Genomic DNA, 17,558 nt, shown 5'->3' on the forward strand with positions numbered 1-17,558 from the left:
GTCACGGTGACAGCGCGGCTTCGAGACTGAAACGGATGAACATGGCGATAGGGTCGCCGCTCTTCTCAGCCACGCGCGCCGTGACGAGAGCGGCGCGCATCGCGTCGTGGGCAGGTTGCGCGGCGGGGCCGAGCAGTTCAAGCGAGCGCGCGGCGTGGAGAACGATCTCGCGGTGTTCCTTGGAAAGCACGGCGGTTAGCACTGGAAGCGCAGTCGCAGCGTCACCGTGCCGTGCGAGCGCGGCAGCGGCTTCGATTCGGACGACGGGCGAAGCATCGCTCAATGCCGTGCGCAGAGATTTGCGATCGACATCGGCGAGCGTGTCACGGGCGTGCAAGCCGACGGCCGCCCAGTAGCGCACTCCGTCGTCGGAATCGCGCAGCCATTCGCGCTGACGCGGTGCGGCATCCGCGCGGCCCACGGCATCGGCGGCATCAAGGATGCGTGTGAGCGGATAGCGTGCGTCATCGTGCGCGATGGACCATGCTGTTTCCTTGCTTTTGATGTGAGTCCACATCTGCGGCTCGGTGAGGAAACCTGTGTAGCGCGTGGAGAGCTGCCAGCGGCGCAGTTCGGTGCGCATCTTCTCGAGCACGGCGCGATGCTGCGGATCGGCGGCGAGGTTGTGGAGATTGTCGGGATCGGTCTGCGTGTCGTAGAGTTCTTCCAACGCGCGATGCGGGGCGGCGTAGGTGAGCGGGCCGGACGAGAGCTTTACCTCGGCCGCGAGGCGCTTGAATTCCTGTCGAAAAGTCGAGGTGTCCGAGTAGCCCTCGGGCTGCATCCACGATAGGTGCGGCATGTAATTGCGGATGTAGAGCCAGCGCGTATCACGCACACTGCGCGAGACATCGAACGCCTCGTCCACGCGGTCGCGAGCACCGTGGACGAACTCGTTCGGTGTTGCCGCGTCCGGGCCGAGGAAGGCGCTGCCTTGAAAATACGCGGGCGCTTTCACCCCGCACAGGCTCAGCACCGTCGGCGCGAAATCCACGAAGCTCACGAGCCGGCCGTTCACGCTGCCGGGTGGCGATGGATCTAGGTGCGCCCATTTTTTCGGAAAACGCACAAGCAAAGGCACGCGCAGGCCGGAGTCTTGCAGGCAGCGCTTGCCACGCGGCATGCCCATGCCGTGATCGGAGTAGAAGAAGACGATCGTGTCGTCTGCGAGACCGTCCGCGGCGAGTTGGTCTAGGATTTCGCCGGCCTGCTGGTCCATGAGCGAAATGCAATCATGATAGCGCGCCCACGCTCGGTGCGATTCGTCAGTGTCGGGATAAAACGGTGGCGGCATCATGCGTGCGGGGTCGTGCCGCTCGACGGGCGACAGCTTCGAGCCGATTTCCTTTTCAAACTGCTCGTGCGGCCACGCGCTCGTGCGCGACTGGTGCGTGGTCATGAAATTGACCACGGAAAAGAACGGCTGCCCGGCGCGGCGATTGCGCCAGTGCGCTTTCACGGAGCTGTCATCCCATGCTGCGCGGATGAAAGCCGGTTCGTCGCGCAGATTGTAGTCGGTCTTCACGTTATTCGAGCAGTAGTAGCCCGCCGCGCGCAGCTCAGCAGTGAAGGGGCCGAACTCCGCCGGCACCGGAAACGCCGAGCGCAGCCGCTGCGTGCCGAGCGACGTGGCAAACATCCCGGTGATGAGACACGAACGCGACGGCGAGCAGACCGGCGCGGTGGCAAACGCATTCGTGAATCGCACGGCCTCCCGCGCCAGCGCATCGAGCCGTGGTGTGATGGCCTGCGCGTCGCCGTAGCAGCCGAGGTTTTGGCTCATGTCCTCGGTGGTGAGCCAGAGGATGTTCGGACGTGCGGCAGGCTTCTCTTCGCCTGCGAAAACTTTGGCGTCCTTCGCGGCGGAGATCTCGTGTTTCCAACCTTCGATCCTGTTGCCGCTGAGCGTCACTTCCGCGCCCGCGTGTGCCCAGATCGCGTTGTTCGCCTTCGGGCCGCTGCCGATGAAATGATTGTCGCAAATAGCCGCCTTGCCTTTGACCAAAACACCTGCAACACCGCCACCGCGAATCTTGTTGCCTGCGATCCGGGCGCTCGATTTCTCCAGCACGGCGATCATCGGTGGAGCGCCGCCTTCACGGGAGATGTCGTTTTCTGTGATGATGGCCTCCGAGCCGCCGCTGATGCCGATGGCGACGAGTTTGTTGTTCGTGAGCTTGTTCTTCGTCAGCGTCGGGCGAGCACCTTCCTCGACGCCGATGCCCGCCATGTCGTTGTCGCGGCATTCGTTGGCCTCGACGACGGGGCGCGTTTCCGCGCCTGTGCGGATGCCGATGCCTGCGCGGCGGTTTTTGAAACAACGATTGCCGGCGACCTTCGGCGACGATCCTTCGCTGATGCCGATGCCGGCACGGATGTTCGTGTGGCATTCGTTGTCCTGGATGAGCGGGCTCGCGCCATCACAGCCGATGCCGGCGTAAAAGTTTTCAAAGCAGAGATTCTTCTCGATGACGGCCGTGGAGTCGCTCATGGAGCCGATGCCACCGCCCATGTTGTGATAGCAGACGTTGCCGATGATGCGCGGCGATCCAGCGGTGATGGCGATGCCTGTGCAGCCGATGTGATGGACGATGTTGTTCTTCACTTCGCACGTCACCGCCACCGCGATGCCCGGAACGCCTGCCGCACCAATGTGCTCGTGCGACTGCTCGTTGCCCTGCGTGTCAAAGTGATGCTGCCAGAGCTTCTCGTCGTATTTGCCGACACCGGTGACAGTGAAGCCGTCCAAGACAGCCCTATCCGCCATCTCGACGCCACCTTCGAGAATCGTCATTTCGGCTCGCTTGAGGCCGAGCTTGCCCTTGTCTTCATTGCCGGCGCTTCTCACGATCACGCCCGGCTTGAGTTTCATTGGCTCGCGATACGTTCCGTCAACCACCAGAACAATGTCCCTTGTCTTGGCGGTGTCGATAGCGCTCTGGATGGTTTTGAAGTCATCCGGAACCTTGAGCGTGGCGGCAGTGGCCTCGACTGCGAACCATAAAAAGGCGATGGCACATTGGTAGATCATTTCGCCTCCCTCCATTTCGTGAACTCAGCGAGGATTTCATCACGCGAGCACTTCGGGCGCAAGGCGGTTCGCACCTTGAAGCCGTAGTCCTTCATCAGCTCAGGCCTCTGGATGAGGAACTGGAAGTCCCAGGCTGGATTGGTGGATTTCAGCGCTGCATTGGTTCCTCCGCCGCTCGGTGAGTGCGTGAGGCGGATGCCTTCCGTGCGGTCGAACATGACGATCCAGGTAAGATCGTCGAAGTGGCCGTAGAAGAACGGTTCGTCAAAGCGGAAGCGCGAGAGGCTCTTGAAAAGTGTGTCGCGACCGCCCTCGGGGAAGGTCATCTCGAACGTGTCATCGCGATGACGCACGGTGCTCTGGTCGTTGTGCCACTGCGTGCAGAATTGCGTCCACATGTCCTTCTGCGCGTCGAGTCCGCCGAGGAAATACATGCTCTTGTCCGCGGGCGCGTTCATGTAACTGGCCCAGAACAACGAGAGGTAGCCTCGCAGGAACACGTCGCGATGGGCCCGGCAGCGGAAGTGCATGTCGAGGTAGTGCGGCGCGACGAGCTGGAAGCGTGTCCAGCTTTCGACGTGGAACGTCGGTGTCGGCGGCTGATGCAACTCCGCCTCGGTGTCGCTGAGTCGCGTGAGCGTCATTGGCGCGTTGCGCGGCTCGAAGAAAGTCTTTGAGTCCTCCAGATGCTCGCCTGTGACGATGTGCTCGAGATTCAATCCCGCGACGGCAGGCACGAAGATGCTGCGCGTGCCCTTTGCATGTCGGAGGCTCCACACGCCGTTGTAGCCCGCTCGATGCTCGCCCTGCGCGGAGTTTTCGCCGATGACGGCGATGAGATCACCTGCTTGGAGTGTGACGTGGCTGGGCGCGTCTGCCGCGAGCGCATTCAGACCCGATGAGCAGGCAATCGCGGCAAGGGATGAGGCGCGGAGGAAGTCGCGACGACGCATGCCGTCGCTGGAACCAAGGAATGAGTGAGTTTTCATCGTTGGTTCAGGGTTTAGCGCGCGGAATCACTGGCAGCACGATGTGCGATGCCTGCCCGGCATGATGGATCACTTTTTGCATGGCGATGACGCTCGTGGTTTCGAGGCCGATGTTGTCCGCGCCGGTGTTGAGGTTGCGCAGGTAGTAGGGGAAGTAGCTGCTAGAGATCTCGACGCGGATGCGATGGCCTTTCAGAAAGGCGTTCGAGGTCGCCCGCCAGAAGTCGATGGTGTATTCATAGACTTGATTCGGCTCGACGAGGCTGAGCTTGGAGGGATTGAAGGTGCCGGCGTGATCGGGATCACGATGACGGGCGCGCATGATGCCTTCGCATAGCATGGCGGAGAAGCCGTCGGGCTGCACGTCGATGAGTCGCACCATCCAGTCGGTGTCGCGTGCGGAGGTGGCGGCATAGAGCTTGGCGGTGATCGGGCCGGTGACTTCGACCTCTTCATCGAGCGGTGGTGTCGTATAGACGAGCACATCGGGGCCGCCGGATGACTTCCGAGTGTCGGCGGCTCCGTCTTCCAAGTGACCGCCGGTGAAGGGCGAGCGTGTGGGTTTGGCGGGATCATAGACATACGAGTCGTGATCCGATCCGGTGGGCGGTGAGGTGCTCAGCACGCCGTCGCCGCTGATCGAGTTCGCGTGACCGCCGCTGTGCAGATAATACTTCGTCCAACGCGTCTGCGGCAGCGGCCAGTCCTGCTCAGCGCGCCATTCATTGCGCCCCATGACGAATACGTGCACAGGCGCGTCGTTCATCACGCCGTTGTCGATGCCTTTGAGCCAGTGGTCGAACCAGCGGCAGACGTAGCCATCCCAGTCGATGATCGCTTTCTCGCCGTAGTCGAAAGCACCGAGCTTGCGGCTCGTGTTGATGATGTGTTGCCAAGGGCCGATCACCATGCGCGGACGACGCGCATCGGCGTTCGCGCCATGCTGCTTCATCGCGAGGTAGTTCATCGGTGCGCCGGGGAAGTCGGCATCAAACCAGCCCGTGGCCGCGAGCGATGGCACGACGATCTTCGCATACTCTTCCGGCTTCTGATAAGCGATGCCCTGCCAATACGGATCGGAGGAAGTGTTGCCGCGAATCCACTTCTCGAACCACGGCGCATCCATCGCTCCACGCAGCTCATTCAGCTTCAAGTACGGCAGCTTCATGTAATCCGCGAGGCGTCGCTCTTCCGAGGCAAACCCGCCGTAAGGCCCCGGCCCCATCGTCTGGCCGACACGTCCCGCATTCGCTCCGCCCCAGTCCACCATCCAGGAAACGAGCACGCCATTCTGATACGGCGCATTGAACATAGCATCCGGCGGCGCGACCTCCGGCACGATGGCTTTCAGCGACGGCGGAGCCTGCGTGGCTGTCCACCACTGCGCCCACCCCATGTAGGACAGGCCCATCATGCCCACCTTGCCATCGCACCACGGCAGGTGCGCTAGCCACTCGACGAGGTCGTAACCATCCGTCTTGTGCTTTGGATCAAACGGATCCCAAGTCCCCTCCGAATCGAATCGCCCGCGCGAATCCGCCACCGCGACGACATAGCCACGCTTCGCAAACCATGCCGCGCGCTTTTGAAAGCCGGGATTGTTGCTGTAAGGCGTGATGATCAGGATCGCAGGGAATCGGCCATCGGCCTTCGGTTGCGCCACATCTACAGAGAGCTTCACGCCATCGCGCATGACAGCTTTGTTGCCGCGAGTCGCGCGCACTTCAAACTTCTCGGCGGAGTATTGGCCGGGATTGGGTGCTTCCGCATGAATCGCGGTCAAAGGAGCCAGCAGCAGAGTTGTGAAGACGAGGAAGATCGGTTTCATAAGTTCATGAGTCGGGTTGCAGCACTTGCGCCGAGATGTCCAAGCCAACGCGTTGGCTCCATGCCTGCTGCATCGCTTTGAACCACGCTCCGGGTTTGCCATCGCCGATGGGGATGTTGTTGATCTTCGTGCAGGGCGCGAGGCAGTAGGGCGTGGTGGTGAGCCAGGCTTCGTCGGCGTTGATCACGTCGTAAGGCTGGAAATCCTTTTCGATGAACTCCATGCCGAGGCTCGGCGCGAGTTCCTTCACGGTTTGCAGGCTGATGCCCCAGAGAATGTTGCGCGTGGTGGGCGTGATGATGGTGCTGCCTTTGATGATGACAAAGTTTGAGCCTGCGCACTCGGTGATGTTGCCATCGAGATCGAGCAGCAGCGTGATCGCGCGTGGGTCCACGGCCTGCGATTGCTTGTCGGCCAAGAACCAGTGCAGGCGGCTGCGGTTCTTCATCTTTGGCTCGATGCATTGCGGCGGGATGTGCCGAATGGACGGCGTGACGACATGCGCGCCATCGACAAACAAATGCCGCCACATGCTGAATCGCAGCGGGAACGAGTGGATGCAAATCGTCGGCGTCATCGGCCCGGCAGCTCCAGCGCTGCCAGCGTAGAGCGCGTTCTCGCCGGGCGTGACGAAATGCACGATGCCGATGTCTTCATGTGGCTGCAAAGGTTTGCAGTTGGCTTCGGCAAGCTCATTGGTCCGCGCCAGCATCTCCTCCTGCGACAATGGAACTACGATGCCGGAATACTTCAACGAGCGATACAAGCGCGCGACATGATCCTCGGCACGATAAGGCTGATGCCGGAACGTGCGCGTCATCTCGGTGAGTGTCGCGCCGAGCACGATGCCGAGATCGTAGATGTTCAGCTTCGCCTGCGATGCGGGCAGGAAGCCGGTGTTCAGATAGACGATGGGTTCAGTCATGAGACGTGCGAGCTTTGTTTGATACGATCGAGGATGTTCGACGTGATGCGTTGCGCACGCACATCCACGCCTTTGGGTTCGGTGTAGACTTTGGGCCTCACATAGCCGGGAGGTGCTGACAAACCATCGCCCCACCAGCATGTGGCGGCATTGAAAACGATGTTCTTCTTGGGGCCGGGATAGATCGTCGCAGCGTAAACACCCTCGCCCTTGGTGCCGTTGGCGCCGTTGCGAGTCTTGCCGGTGGACACGACTTCGAGTCCGGGAATATCTGCGGGCAACCCCATCCACTCCCAACCGACGAGACCGGGAATGCCATCACCTTTTTTCATGCCGGTGCCCGCGAAGATCCAGTGATCCGGCATCGAGCAAACCCACGGGCCGCCGCCGGTGACAGGCGGTGCATTGCGTGCGCCGATGAGATCGGCTTCGCTCGGTGTTTGATATGGGAACTTGGCCGCGCCCGCCCAATCGCCGCCGGGAAGACGCGGGCCAAAGGCGTCGATGCGGCTGAAGATGCGATTCGGTGCGCCGCTTGATGACGGACGCGGGTCGATGCGGCCCCAGCAGGTGTCGCCGGAGAAAAAGCAGGCGTTCACTCCAGCGGCGACGGCTGCCTTGAGATGATCATACATCTCCATCGAGTAGTATTCGTCGTGACCGATGCTGAGGAAGCCTTTCGCCCGCAGCAGGCCTTTCGCGTCGGCGTGCGTGTCGAGATTCGAGATGTAACTCACGTCGTAGCCCTGCGCCTCCATCCAATAAGCGAACGGAAACTCCCACAGGAACCACGAGCCTGATCCGGTGGACAGCGGCGCATCAAGGATCTGGCAATACTTGCCGTAGGGCCGGTCGAAGCTCACATCCACGCCGGGGCCGCAATACCACTGGTCCTTGCCGTCGTCGTAGAGCGCGAACTGGTCCGGCCAGCGGTTGTAGGCCTGCCAGGTGGTGTCGGAGCATTGGAATAGAAAGTCCGCGCGCCGGTCATCGCGCACGATGAAGATGACGTAGCTCTGCCAGCCATCGCGCTCGGCGGTAAGCTTGCCGACATACACGCCGCTCACCCAATCGTCGGGAATCGTCAGCTCCGTGCAGGCTTCCCACTGGCATTCGCGCAAACGATTCGGGCCGATGGGAGGATCGGGCTGCGTCACGCCTTTGAACGAACCGAGGCTCAAGACGTGCCTGCCTCCATCGCCGCCGTAGTAACCAGTGCGGTAGATGTCAATGGTGAAGGGCGAAGGCGGATTTGTGCTGACGTGAAAGATGATCTTCTCACCACCTCGCACGCTGGTTCGCGAGCAGTAACCTTCGATCCACGGGCAGCGATACTTTGTCTTTGGATCGACGCCGGTCTTGGTCAGCATCCAATCGCGCGTGCCGGGCTTCGCGTTCTCGGTCGTGATGACATTCAAAGAAGAATCCGCGAGTCCGATCTGCGCGGACATCGCGAACGATCCGGTCGTGGCGATGAACTGTCTGCGGTTCATCAGCGATGAAGTGGGTGGGACTGTTTTCATGGTGGCGCTACCGGCATTATTGATAACGCAGATGCGCCTCCACCTTCTCGAGTTGCACAGAGGATTTTGTCAAAGGCGAGAGAGTCGTGAGGTGGATCTCTGCTTCGTTTACCCCGAGCTTCCAGGCCTCACGCGGCACCGCGCAATCGAGCCGCAGCAGGCGCTGCTGAGGATTGATCTGGTAGTCGCCTTTGCCGCCGGAGGTGGGCTGGGGTTTTGGGGAGAAAATCTGTGCGTCCTTCCATTCGACATCGCGTGTAGTGATGGGCAGGAAGTTGCCGTTGAATCGTAACTCAAACGCATCAGCCTCCTCGGCTTGAAAGAGTACGCAGCGCAGCGTGAGGCTGGCCTTCACATCACTTGCTGGCGGTGCATCGCTGATGTGCAGCGTGAACTTCGCAACGTTGCCATCGAGTTGCTTCGGCAAAGGCGCGGTGTCATTGCGGTTGAAGAAACCGTCTGCCCAGGGATAACCGCCGCGTCGTTCGACGGCGAAGAATTTGTCTTTGCCTGCCATCGTCTTTAGATCGCCCACTTGTTGGTAGGCCGCTTGATGCGACGGTGGGCCGACGTCCGAACCGACGATGCGGCAGACTTCGGGAGTGCCGACGGACCAGTTAAAAGTCGCAGAGCTGTCGGCTCCGCGATGAAAGTGATTAGCGAAGACACCACGCAAGAACTCGATGGAGCCATAGCGATAGCCATCGGTGGTGTGGTGATCGTCGAAGCACGGTTGAAGCTGAACGCCGTCACCGACGGCGGCGCGAATGCCTTCCACATCCACGTCCATCGAGCGCGATCCGAGGGTGAGAACGTCGACAAGATGCTGATCGGCCCAGGCTTTCACATCAAAGCCGTCCGCATGGCAGCCTTCAAGAGTCTGCGGCACTTTCGCGGCCAGCAGAAGCGGGCGTCCGCGCTGCTGCGCGACTTCCAGCAACATCAGGCGGACCATGCGCATGAACTCCGTGACATGCCCGCGAAGCTCCCATTGATGCCCAACGGCCAGACACGGAATGTGACGCGAGAAATCAATCTGAATGCCATCCAGGTCGTAGCGTGTCGCCAGTTCGCGCAGGATCGCCACCTTGTGCTCGCGCAATCTAGGTGCGGCGAGATTCCACATGCCCTGCGGCCACCACGATGTCGCCACAGCCCAGTCGGGATGCTCCACCTTGAGTGGATGCGACTGCTTCGACAACCCGCCTTCGGGCATGCATTCGACCTCGCTGATGCGGTGATTCCAAAAGACCTCCAGCTTGCGGCGGCGCGTTTCATTGACGAGTTGCTCGACCCAATCGATGCCTTCACTGAGCCATTGCTTCAGCAGTGGGTGATCGACCGGCGGTTCGATCTTGCTCGGATAAGAACAGCCCAGCGGACTGCCGCCGATGTCCCACCAGATGGCGTCGATCTGGCTGCCCGGCGCATCCATCTGCGAAAAGACCACGTCGCGAAAGCGCTCGAACTTGGCGTCGGCATTCCGGTGGAGCTTCCAGAAGCTCCACATGGGATCATTCGCATCGTATTGCACGACGATGCGTCGTTTCCTTCTCCGCATCATTTCGAGATGATCCGCCGGCAGTTCCACAGCGTGCAGCAGCGTCGTGCCTAACACCGCACCAGCGCTCGTTTGGAGAAACTGTCGGCGATTCATGGCAGATGGAGGTGAATTCTCACAAGGCGCTTTGAGGGATGAGTTTCTGCGCAGCCAGCCATTTCAGCGCGGCGGCTTTCCACTGCTCCCAGAGCGGGCCTTTGCAGCCGTTGAGGCCGTGGCCGCCGCTGGGGAGTTCGAGGAGTTCGACGGGGACGTTGTGCTGCTTCATCGCGGCGACGAACTGACGGCTGTTTTCGGGCGGCACGGGTTTGTCGTCGATCGCATGGGCGAGGAAGGTGGGCGGTGTTTCGGCGGTGACCTGCAGTTCGTTCGAGTAGAGGCGCACGAGCTCAGGCGCGGCATTGGAGCCGATGAGTTTCTCTTTGGAGCCGGTGTGCGTGAACTGGCCCATGGTGACGACAGGATAGACAAGCCAGCCGAAGTCAGGGCGGCAACTCAGGCGCTCAATGGGATCGGCATTGGCAGCATCGCCCGCATTGAAATGCGTGAGCGCTGTGGAGGCGACGTGACCTCCTGCGGAGAAGCCGAGGATGCCGATGCGCTTCGGATTGATCTTCCACGCGGTGGCATTCGCGCGAGTGACGCGGATGGCGCGTTGCGCATCGAGGAGCGGCACCTGATAATGCAGGTCCGGCAAACGATACTCGAGGATGACGCAGGCGATCCCGTGCTCGTTGAGCCATTGCGCGATGGGATAACCCTCGCGGTCCGTGACGTGGCGGATGTAACCGCCGCCGGGGCAGAGCACGATGGCTGCGCCGTTCGCTTTGTCGGCAGGAGGGAGGAATACTTCGAGTTCCTTCGTGCAGTCTTCGGTCTTGCCGCCGCCGATGGGCGCTTTGCCAGCGGACCAAAGCGGGACGCGATGAGTGGGAGTTGGCTTGGCGACTGGGGCTGCGGATTGCGCGAGCAGACCTGGGGCGACAGCAAAGAGGGCGACGAGAGCGAAAGCGGCTGTTCTTTTCATGACGTGGGATTTTGAGTGTGATGATCGCGTGAAAACAGGCATCGGATTCCGATGATCAAGGCGACTGCCACTGCGAGGTAGGCGACGGCGGTAATCGAAAGCAGGCGGTCAATGCCGAGCGTCTGCTTCCACATGCCGCCGAAGAGCGTGGCGAAACCGGACATGATCGCACCAAAGAAATTGAGCACTCCGACGGCGGTGGCGCGTGCGTCAGACGAAACAACATCAAAGGCGGCGGGGAAGATGTTCGCAATGAAGAGGCCGCTGAACAAACCGAAGCCTGTCGCGGCGATGCGCGTAACAAGAATCGTGTCGCTATTGCCGAGCAGGTGAATGCACGGCGCGGAGAGAGCGAGGCCGGCCACCATGAGCCACAGGCGTGCGGCTTTCGTGCGATGGAAGAGAGCATCGGCGATCATGCCGCCGCTGATCACACCGACGAAGGTCGCGGTTTGCAGGAAGGCGGTGGCGTTGAAGGCGGCATCAGCTTGATTGAGCGAGAACTTGTCGTGCAGGAAAGCCGGGAGCCAGCCGTAGAGCAGCCAGATGCCAAAGACGAACACCGGAAACACGAGGCACAGCAGCATGAAAGTGCGTGAACGACCTAGCGCGGTGAAGGTGATGCCCGCTGTCGTCGATGCCTTGTCCGTCTGCGGTTCCTCGACACGGCGCAGAAACGCAAAATAAGGCAGCGCATATAGCACGCCGACCGCACCTAGCGCAAAGAAGGCCTCTCGCCATTGGCCGCGATCCGCCATCCAGCCGCCGAACCAACTGCCTGCCACAGTTCCTGCGATCTGCCCGGTCATGAGCATCGAGACAGCGCGTGAACGTCGGGCAGCCGGATACGCGCTGGCGGTGAGCGCGACGGCGCTGGACATGTAAAGCGACTCTGAGACGCCCATTGCAGCACGCATGGCCAGCAGCATCGCACCTGAGGCTACGAGTCCAGTGCCGATGGTGACGACGCTCCAGACGACGAGACTGAGCACGACGAGGAGACGCTTTGAAAAGCGATCACCGAGATAGCCGGAGATCGGACAGCCGAAGGCATAGACCCAGAGGAACATCGCGCCGACGAGGCCGAGTTCCTGGTCCGTCATCTTCAGATCGGCCTTCAGCGATGGAAACATCGAGAAGACCGCCTGGCGGTCGCAGTAGTTCAGGAAATACGCGAACCACATGAACGCGACGAGCGCGCCGGCTGACTTCACCTTGCTCATGCGCGTAGAACCTCGCGCTCGCTGACTTGTCTGGCGATCACGGCGACACAATCGCCCTGCTGCGTGAGGCACGGGGCGCGCATGGTGATGAGATAACCAGCGCTCTCCGCGATGATCTCCTCCGGCGCTCGATCAGGACGCTCCACATGATGGATGTAGCCGACGATCTGGCCTTTCTTCACCTTCGCACCGAGATCGAACGCGATCTCGAAAATGCCGGACTCAGGCGCGAGGATGTAGTCTTCCCGATTCGTGGCCTGCGTGATGATCGCGGGTGCTTTGCGCGGCTGTTCGCGGCCTTTGAGCGCTCCGACATGAACGAGCACGTTGCGCAATCCACTCTGCGCGATGCGATGCACGCTGGCGGGAATGCACTCGCCGCCGCCGAGTTCGGTGGTGACGACGAGCTTTCCCTGATTCTCGGCTTCCACCGGCAGCAGGCCCGTGCCCGCGATGTCGGCATAGATAAAGCAGAACTCCGTGCCCCAGGCGAGCATGGCAGCGAACATCTTCGCCCGTTGCTCACGATCCGGCACTAGGTGCATGTGCGAGCAAGGAACGAATTCCATGCTGCGGCCACCGCTGTGGATGTCGATCACCACATCGCTGATCGGAAACAGCATCGTGCGCAGGTAATGCGCGATCTGGCTCGTCACTGGGCCTTCGGCATCGCCGGGGAAAGCACGGTTCATGTTCATGCCATCCAGCGGTGACAAACGCGTCGCTGCACGGGCCGCAGGCATGTTGAGCGATGGAATGAAGATGATGCGGCCCGTGACCTTCTCAGGCGTCAACTCGCGTGCGAGTTTCATGATGGCAATCTGGCCTTGATACTCGTCGCCATGGTTGCCGCCGAGCACGAGCACCGTCGGCCCTTTGCCACGCGCAACGATGGTGATCGGGATCATCACATTCGCCCAACCACCGAGGTTGTGAGAATAGGGGACTTGGAGGAAGCCCTGCTGCTTGCCCGGTTTGTCGAGATCGAGGGAGGTGATGACCATAAAAGCGGCTACTGGCGGTTGATGAACTCGTCGAGATTCAGGAGCACACGAGCGGAGGCGACGAGTGTTGCGGCTTCGACGATTTCGGAAGGCGGAACGGCCTTTTCGTGAGTTCCGAGGGCTTTGAGAGCTTCGACACCATCGTTTTGCACGCGAGTTTTTTGTTCGGCGTGGAAGGCTAGGAGCCGTGAAAGCTCTTCCGAACGCGGTTCGCGGTTCAAAACGAGGCGGAAGAGCTTTTGCAGGCGCTTCGGCGCTTCGGCGGGGCTTTGACGCAAGACGCGAAGAGCGAGCGATTGTGCCGCTTCGACGAAGACGCCATCGTTCATCATGGTGAGGGCTTGCAGGGGCGTGTTGGAGCGCTCGCGGCGCACGCAGGCGTCGGCGGCGTCCGGCGCGTCGAAGGTGGTGAGCGTGGGATAGAGCACACTGCGCAGCGTGATGATGTAGAGGCTGCGGCGGTAGATTTCATCGCCAGGGCTGGCCTTCCAGTTCGACGAGCGGCCGACATCAAACACATCTTCTGGCAAAGGCGGGCGGAAGCTCGGTCCGCCGATTGTGGGCTTCAAAAGCCCGCTGACGGCGAGCGCGGAGTCACGCAGGATTTCGGCATCCAGACGAAGGCGGTTTTGACGAGCGAGGAGCCGATTCAGCGGATCGACCACGACGATGTCATCGCGATGCGCGGAGGATTGCTTGTAGGTCGCCGAGGTGACGATGAGCTTGATGAGTTGCTTGCGGCTCCAGCCCTGGCGCATGAACTCGCTGGCGAGCCAGTCGAGCAGCTCAGGATGCGATGGCGGCTCGCCAGTGGCGCCAAAGTCGTCCGGTGTGCTGACCAGGCCGATGCCGAGGAGCTTGCTCCAGATGTGATTCACCGAGACACGGCTGGTGAGCGGATGCTGCGGTGAAACGAGCCACTTGGCGAGATCGAGACGGCTTGGCTCAGGCTGCGTGGGATTTGTCATCGGTGGCAGTGCCGAAAGGCTTGCAGGAATGACATCAGGGCCGCGCCGGGTGTAATCACCCGCCATGTGGACATAGGTCTGTCGGCGATCGTTCATCACCTCGGCCAGCGCCGGTGTTTTGGTGTTCGGCTCGTCTTGATCGACAGTGTTGTTGAAGAAGGCATAGAAGCTGTAGTAGTCGCGGATGGTGATCGGGTCGTATTTGTGCGTGTGGCACTGCGCGCAGCCGACGGTGAGGCCCATCCACACGCGTCCGGTGGTGTTGACGCGGTCGGCGAGGTTTTGGAAACGCGCCTCCTCCTTGTCCACTCCCGCCTCGGTGTTCAACGCGGCATTGCGATGGAAGCCGCTGGCGGTGAGCTGTGCGAGTGTTGGATTCAGCAGCAGATCACCGGCGATCTGCTCAATGGTGAACTGGTCAAACGGCAGGTCGCGGTTGATCGCGTCGATGACCCAGTCACGATAGCGCCAGGCATTCGGGCGCAGGCCGTCGCCAAGGAAGCCGTTGCTGTCAGCGTAGCGGGCCATGTCCAGCCAGTGCCGCGCCCAGCGCTCGCCGAAGTTAGGAGAAGCTAGCAAGCGATCCACGAGTGCGACATACTTTTCGTCAGACCAGTCGGACAGATCCGACAAGTCGGACGGAGTCGGAGGCAAACCGGTGAGATCGAGGAAAACGCGGCGGATCAGCGTGATGGGATCGGCTTCCACTGCGGGCTTGAGTCCATGAGGACGCAGTTTCTCTTCGATGAAGCCATCAATGGGATTCTTGCTCGTCGTTGGTGGCACGGAGGGACGCTTGATCGGCACAAAAGACCAGTGATCCTGGTATTCGGCACCCTCCGCGATCCAGCGACGGAAGAGATTGCGTTCCGCTTTCGTGAGCTGCTTCGGCGAGGATGGCGGCGGCATCACGTCATCCGCCTCGGTGGTGCTGATGCGATGCCAGAACTCGCTGTCGTCCGGCTTGCCGGGCTTGATCGCCTCTTTGACCGCCTCCGCGCGCACATCGAGCCGCAGATCCGCCTCGCGCTTGTCCTCATCGGGACCGTGGCAGGCGTAGCACTTCGAGGCGAGGATCGGGCGCACGTCACGATTGAACTCGACACGTTTCTCCTCGGCGAGGACGCCGAGGGTGGCAAGGAGCGTGAATGGAATGACGAGGCGCATGCTTTAGCGGACCAGCAGATCAGTGAACGCCGCTTGATGCGTGATTTTCGCCTCACCGTCCTCGGCAATGACTTTTGCGCTGAAGGTGGCTGACTCCCAATCGAGACGCAGATGGCCCACATTCGGCAGATGGTAGGTCTTGGGCACGATTCGATGCTTGTTCGGCGTGGGCGTGCCGCGTGGGTGCTTCTGCGTCATCGAGCTGGAGGTGAGGTCGAAGACGCCGTTGTGGGAAAACTCGCACCAATGCCGGTCTCCGCTCAAAACGAGGGCTGTTTGGCCTTTGAGGAGCGAGAGCATGCGCCGCTGCTCGTGCGGAAAATTCGCCCAGCACTCACCGCCGTGAGCCTCGGGGGCGAATTGGATGCTGGAGACGATGATGCGCAGTTCCGCAGGCTCCATGAGGATTTTTTCGAGCCAGAGCCACTGCGCGGCGCCGAGGATGGTGGTGGTTTCATCGTCTGTGGGCACGCTGCTGCCGCCGAGCATGGCCTTGTCCTTCGGCGCCTTCTTCATCGGGCTGCGGAAATAGCGTGTGTCGAGCAGGATGACCTGCGCACGCTTGCCAGCCGGACCGAAGGTCTGCGAATGATAAACGCCTTCCTGTTTGCGACGCGGTGAGGTAGCCGGTTCATCGAGCCAGTTCCAAAACTCCGTCTGCGCCTCTTTTTTCTGCGCATACTCCGCTCCGCCATCATTGAGGCCGAAATCGTGATCGTCCCAGGTGGCGAGGATGGGCTTGTTCTTCAATCCACGGAAGAAGCGGCTGTTTTTGAGCAGCGCATATTTTTCCTGCATCATCGGGATGCCGCCTTTGTCGGCATAGATGTTGTCGCCCATGAAGATGAATAGGTCGCGTGGCAGCGTGAGCGTGCGGTCGAGCATGGGATGTTCATGCGATTCCAGGCAGGAGCCGAAGATGATGTCTTGCAACGGTTGTGCCTCAGCCGCATGGGCCGCCATCCATCCGAATGCGGGCAATCCCGCCATGAAGTTGCGGCGGTTACTTTTGAAGTTTGGCATCGAGTTCCTCCAGTTTGAAGCGCACGCTGACTACGTAGGCTTCTTCGCCCTGCGTCCAGTGACCGTAAGTCGTGGTGACGAAGGTGCCGTCGGGCAGCAGCTCGACGCCTGGATAGGTGGTGTCCTGGCCTTTGGTGTTGTCCATGATGCGGACGCGATACTGGCCCTCGGTGCCGTTCACGATGTCCTCGTATTTGCCCACCCAGCCGACCCAGTCGCCTTTGGTGGCGCTGACGTGCGTGGTGTCGCGGAAGCTGATGAAGAGGCGGCCATCGGGCGCATACTTTGCCACATGGCGGTCGCCGGTGAGCGCGGCGGGGAGTTCTTTCGGTTCGCTCCAGCTCAGGCCTTCGTCATTGGAGAAGATGACAAAGGAATTGTACTTCCGGCTGTTTTCACGCAGCAGCACGGCGATCTGTTTGCCATCGGGTGAACGCAGAGCACCGGGTTCGCAGAGATTCGCGTCGGGCAGCATCGCGATGGGCACGGGCACGCTCCAGGTGAGGCCGCCGTCTTTGGAAAGGCAGGTGTAAACCCAGAAGCGCCACGGTTTCGCGGTCGTGGACGAGTAATCCGGCACGTGGGGGCTTTTGATGCGGTATTTCTCCACCTCGCCGCCGCGGATGAAGCGTCCGTCATCGTGAAAAAACGCGAGGTAGTGCCCCGGCGTCTTCAAATCGATCACCGTGGCCATCGTGACCACGCCACCGAAGTCGCCGATGGCTTTCAGCTCGCTCCACGTGCCGCCATCATCCTCCGAAATGGCCATGCGGATGGGATACAGGCCGCTGAACATGATGAGGCGCTTTTTGCCGCTCGCATCGACGACGCGATGCAGCGTGGGCACTTCGAGCGAGGTCTCCCACGACTTCGGCGTCGGCAAACGATCACTCCATGTGAGGCCGGTGTCATTGCTGCGCTTGAAAACGATGGAGCCGCGACCGTGGCCCTTCGGATAGACGGTGAGCATGGTCGTTTGGTCATCTAGCAGCACCGTCGTGGGATGACCGAGATACTGGCCTTTCTCGCGATCCACGATGACTTGGCGCTGCGTCTCGCCGCTGATGTCCACGATGGGGATGGTGTAGCCCGGCGGGAGCTTCGTTTTGAGGTTCTTCGGCGGCGCGAGCGTGACATCGGCCTTTTGAAGCTTCGTTTGGGCCAAGGCAGGTGTCAGGCACAGCAGAAACGTGGCGAGGGCGGGTCGGAAAATCATGGCGGGAAGCAAACGGCCCGCAAAGCGCCTGCCTAACGTGGATCGACACCGTAAACGCCGTTCTTTTCCTCGA

12 protein-coding genes are annotated in these 17,558 nt (G+C 61.0%); all 12 read right to left on the reverse strand.

The window, feature by feature from the left end; genetic code table 11:
- Nucleotide 1: 1 nt before the first annotated feature.
- The 12 genes from ACILSI_RS13770 to ACILSI_RS13825 all read right to left on the reverse strand — a co-directional run bounded on the left by ACILSI_RS13770 (nucleotide 2) and on the right by ACILSI_RS13825 (nucleotide 17,485).
- Nucleotides 2-3,031, reverse strand: a complete 3,030-nt coding sequence (locus ACILSI_RS13770; protein ID WP_395722464.1) for a sulfatase-like hydrolase/transferase — start codon at nucleotides 3,029-3,031, stop codon at nucleotides 2-4.
- On the reverse strand, nucleotides 3,028-4,020 hold the full coding sequence (locus tag ACILSI_RS13775) for a hypothetical protein (protein ID WP_395722465.1): 993 nt from the start codon (nucleotides 4,018-4,020) through the stop codon (nucleotides 3,028-3,030). Before ACILSI_RS13775 ends, ACILSI_RS13770 begins: the two co-directional genes overlap by 4 nt.
- Before the next feature lie 7 nt (nucleotides 4,021-4,027).
- On the reverse strand, nucleotides 4,028-5,848 hold the full coding sequence (locus tag ACILSI_RS13780) for a CocE/NonD family hydrolase (RefSeq protein ID WP_395722466.1): 1,821 nt from the start codon (nucleotides 5,846-5,848) through the stop codon (nucleotides 4,028-4,030).
- A gap of 4 nt (nucleotides 5,849-5,852) precedes the next feature.
- Nucleotides 5,853-6,773 (reverse strand): aminotransferase class IV, encoded by a 921-nt coding sequence (locus ACILSI_RS13785; RefSeq protein WP_395722467.1) that lies wholly within the window; start codon nucleotides 6,771-6,773, stop codon nucleotides 5,853-5,855.
- The gene (locus tag ACILSI_RS13790) at nucleotides 6,770-8,296 is read right to left on the reverse strand and encodes a N,N-dimethylformamidase beta subunit family domain-containing protein (protein ID WP_395722468.1); all 1,527 of its coding nucleotides are present in this window, start codon (nucleotides 8,294-8,296) and stop codon (nucleotides 6,770-6,772) included. The genes ACILSI_RS13785 and ACILSI_RS13790 overlap by 4 nt, the downstream gene beginning before the upstream one ends.
- A 16-nt stretch (nucleotides 8,297-8,312) precedes the next feature.
- Nucleotides 8,313-9,953, reverse strand: coding sequence for a family 10 glycosylhydrolase (locus ACILSI_RS13795; protein ID WP_395722469.1), 1,641 nt, complete (start codon nucleotides 9,951-9,953; stop codon nucleotides 8,313-8,315).
- Between the two features lie 19 nt (nucleotides 9,954-9,972).
- The gene (locus ACILSI_RS13800; RefSeq protein ID WP_395722470.1) at nucleotides 9,973-10,884 is read right to left on the reverse strand and encodes an alpha/beta hydrolase; all 912 of its coding nucleotides are present in this window, start codon (nucleotides 10,882-10,884) and stop codon (nucleotides 9,973-9,975) included.
- The gene (locus tag ACILSI_RS13805; RefSeq protein ID WP_395722471.1) at nucleotides 10,881-12,107 is read right to left on the reverse strand and encodes an MFS transporter; all 1,227 of its coding nucleotides are present in this window, start codon (nucleotides 12,105-12,107) and stop codon (nucleotides 10,881-10,883) included. The genes ACILSI_RS13800 and ACILSI_RS13805 overlap by 4 nt, the downstream gene beginning before the upstream one ends.
- Nucleotides 12,104-13,111 carry a succinylglutamate desuccinylase/aspartoacylase family protein gene (locus tag ACILSI_RS13810; RefSeq protein ID WP_395722472.1) on the reverse strand — a complete coding sequence of 336 codons (1,008 nt, stop codon included), beginning with the start codon at nucleotides 13,109-13,111 and terminating at the stop codon, nucleotides 12,104-12,106. Before ACILSI_RS13810 ends, ACILSI_RS13805 begins: the two co-directional genes overlap by 4 nt.
- An 8-nt stretch (nucleotides 13,112-13,119) precedes the next feature.
- Entirely contained in the window at nucleotides 13,120-15,246 is a 2,127-nt protein-coding gene (locus ACILSI_RS13815; RefSeq protein ID WP_395722473.1) for a PSD1 and planctomycete cytochrome C domain-containing protein, read from the reverse strand.
- A 3-nt stretch (nucleotides 15,247-15,249) separates the two neighbouring features.
- Entirely contained in the window at nucleotides 15,250-16,131 is an 882-nt protein-coding gene (locus ACILSI_RS13820) for an alkaline phosphatase D family protein (protein WP_395722474.1), read from the reverse strand.
- 118 nt (nucleotides 16,132-16,249) lie between these two features.
- Entirely contained in the window at nucleotides 16,250-17,485 is a 1,236-nt protein-coding gene (locus ACILSI_RS13825) for a sialidase family protein (protein ID WP_395722475.1), read from the reverse strand.
- Between the last annotated feature and the right edge of the window lie 73 nt (nucleotides 17,486-17,558).

This window comes from Prosthecobacter sp. (assembly GCF_044232965.1).
Taxonomy (GTDB): Bacteria; Verrucomicrobiota; Verrucomicrobiia; order Verrucomicrobiales; family Verrucomicrobiaceae; genus Prosthecobacter.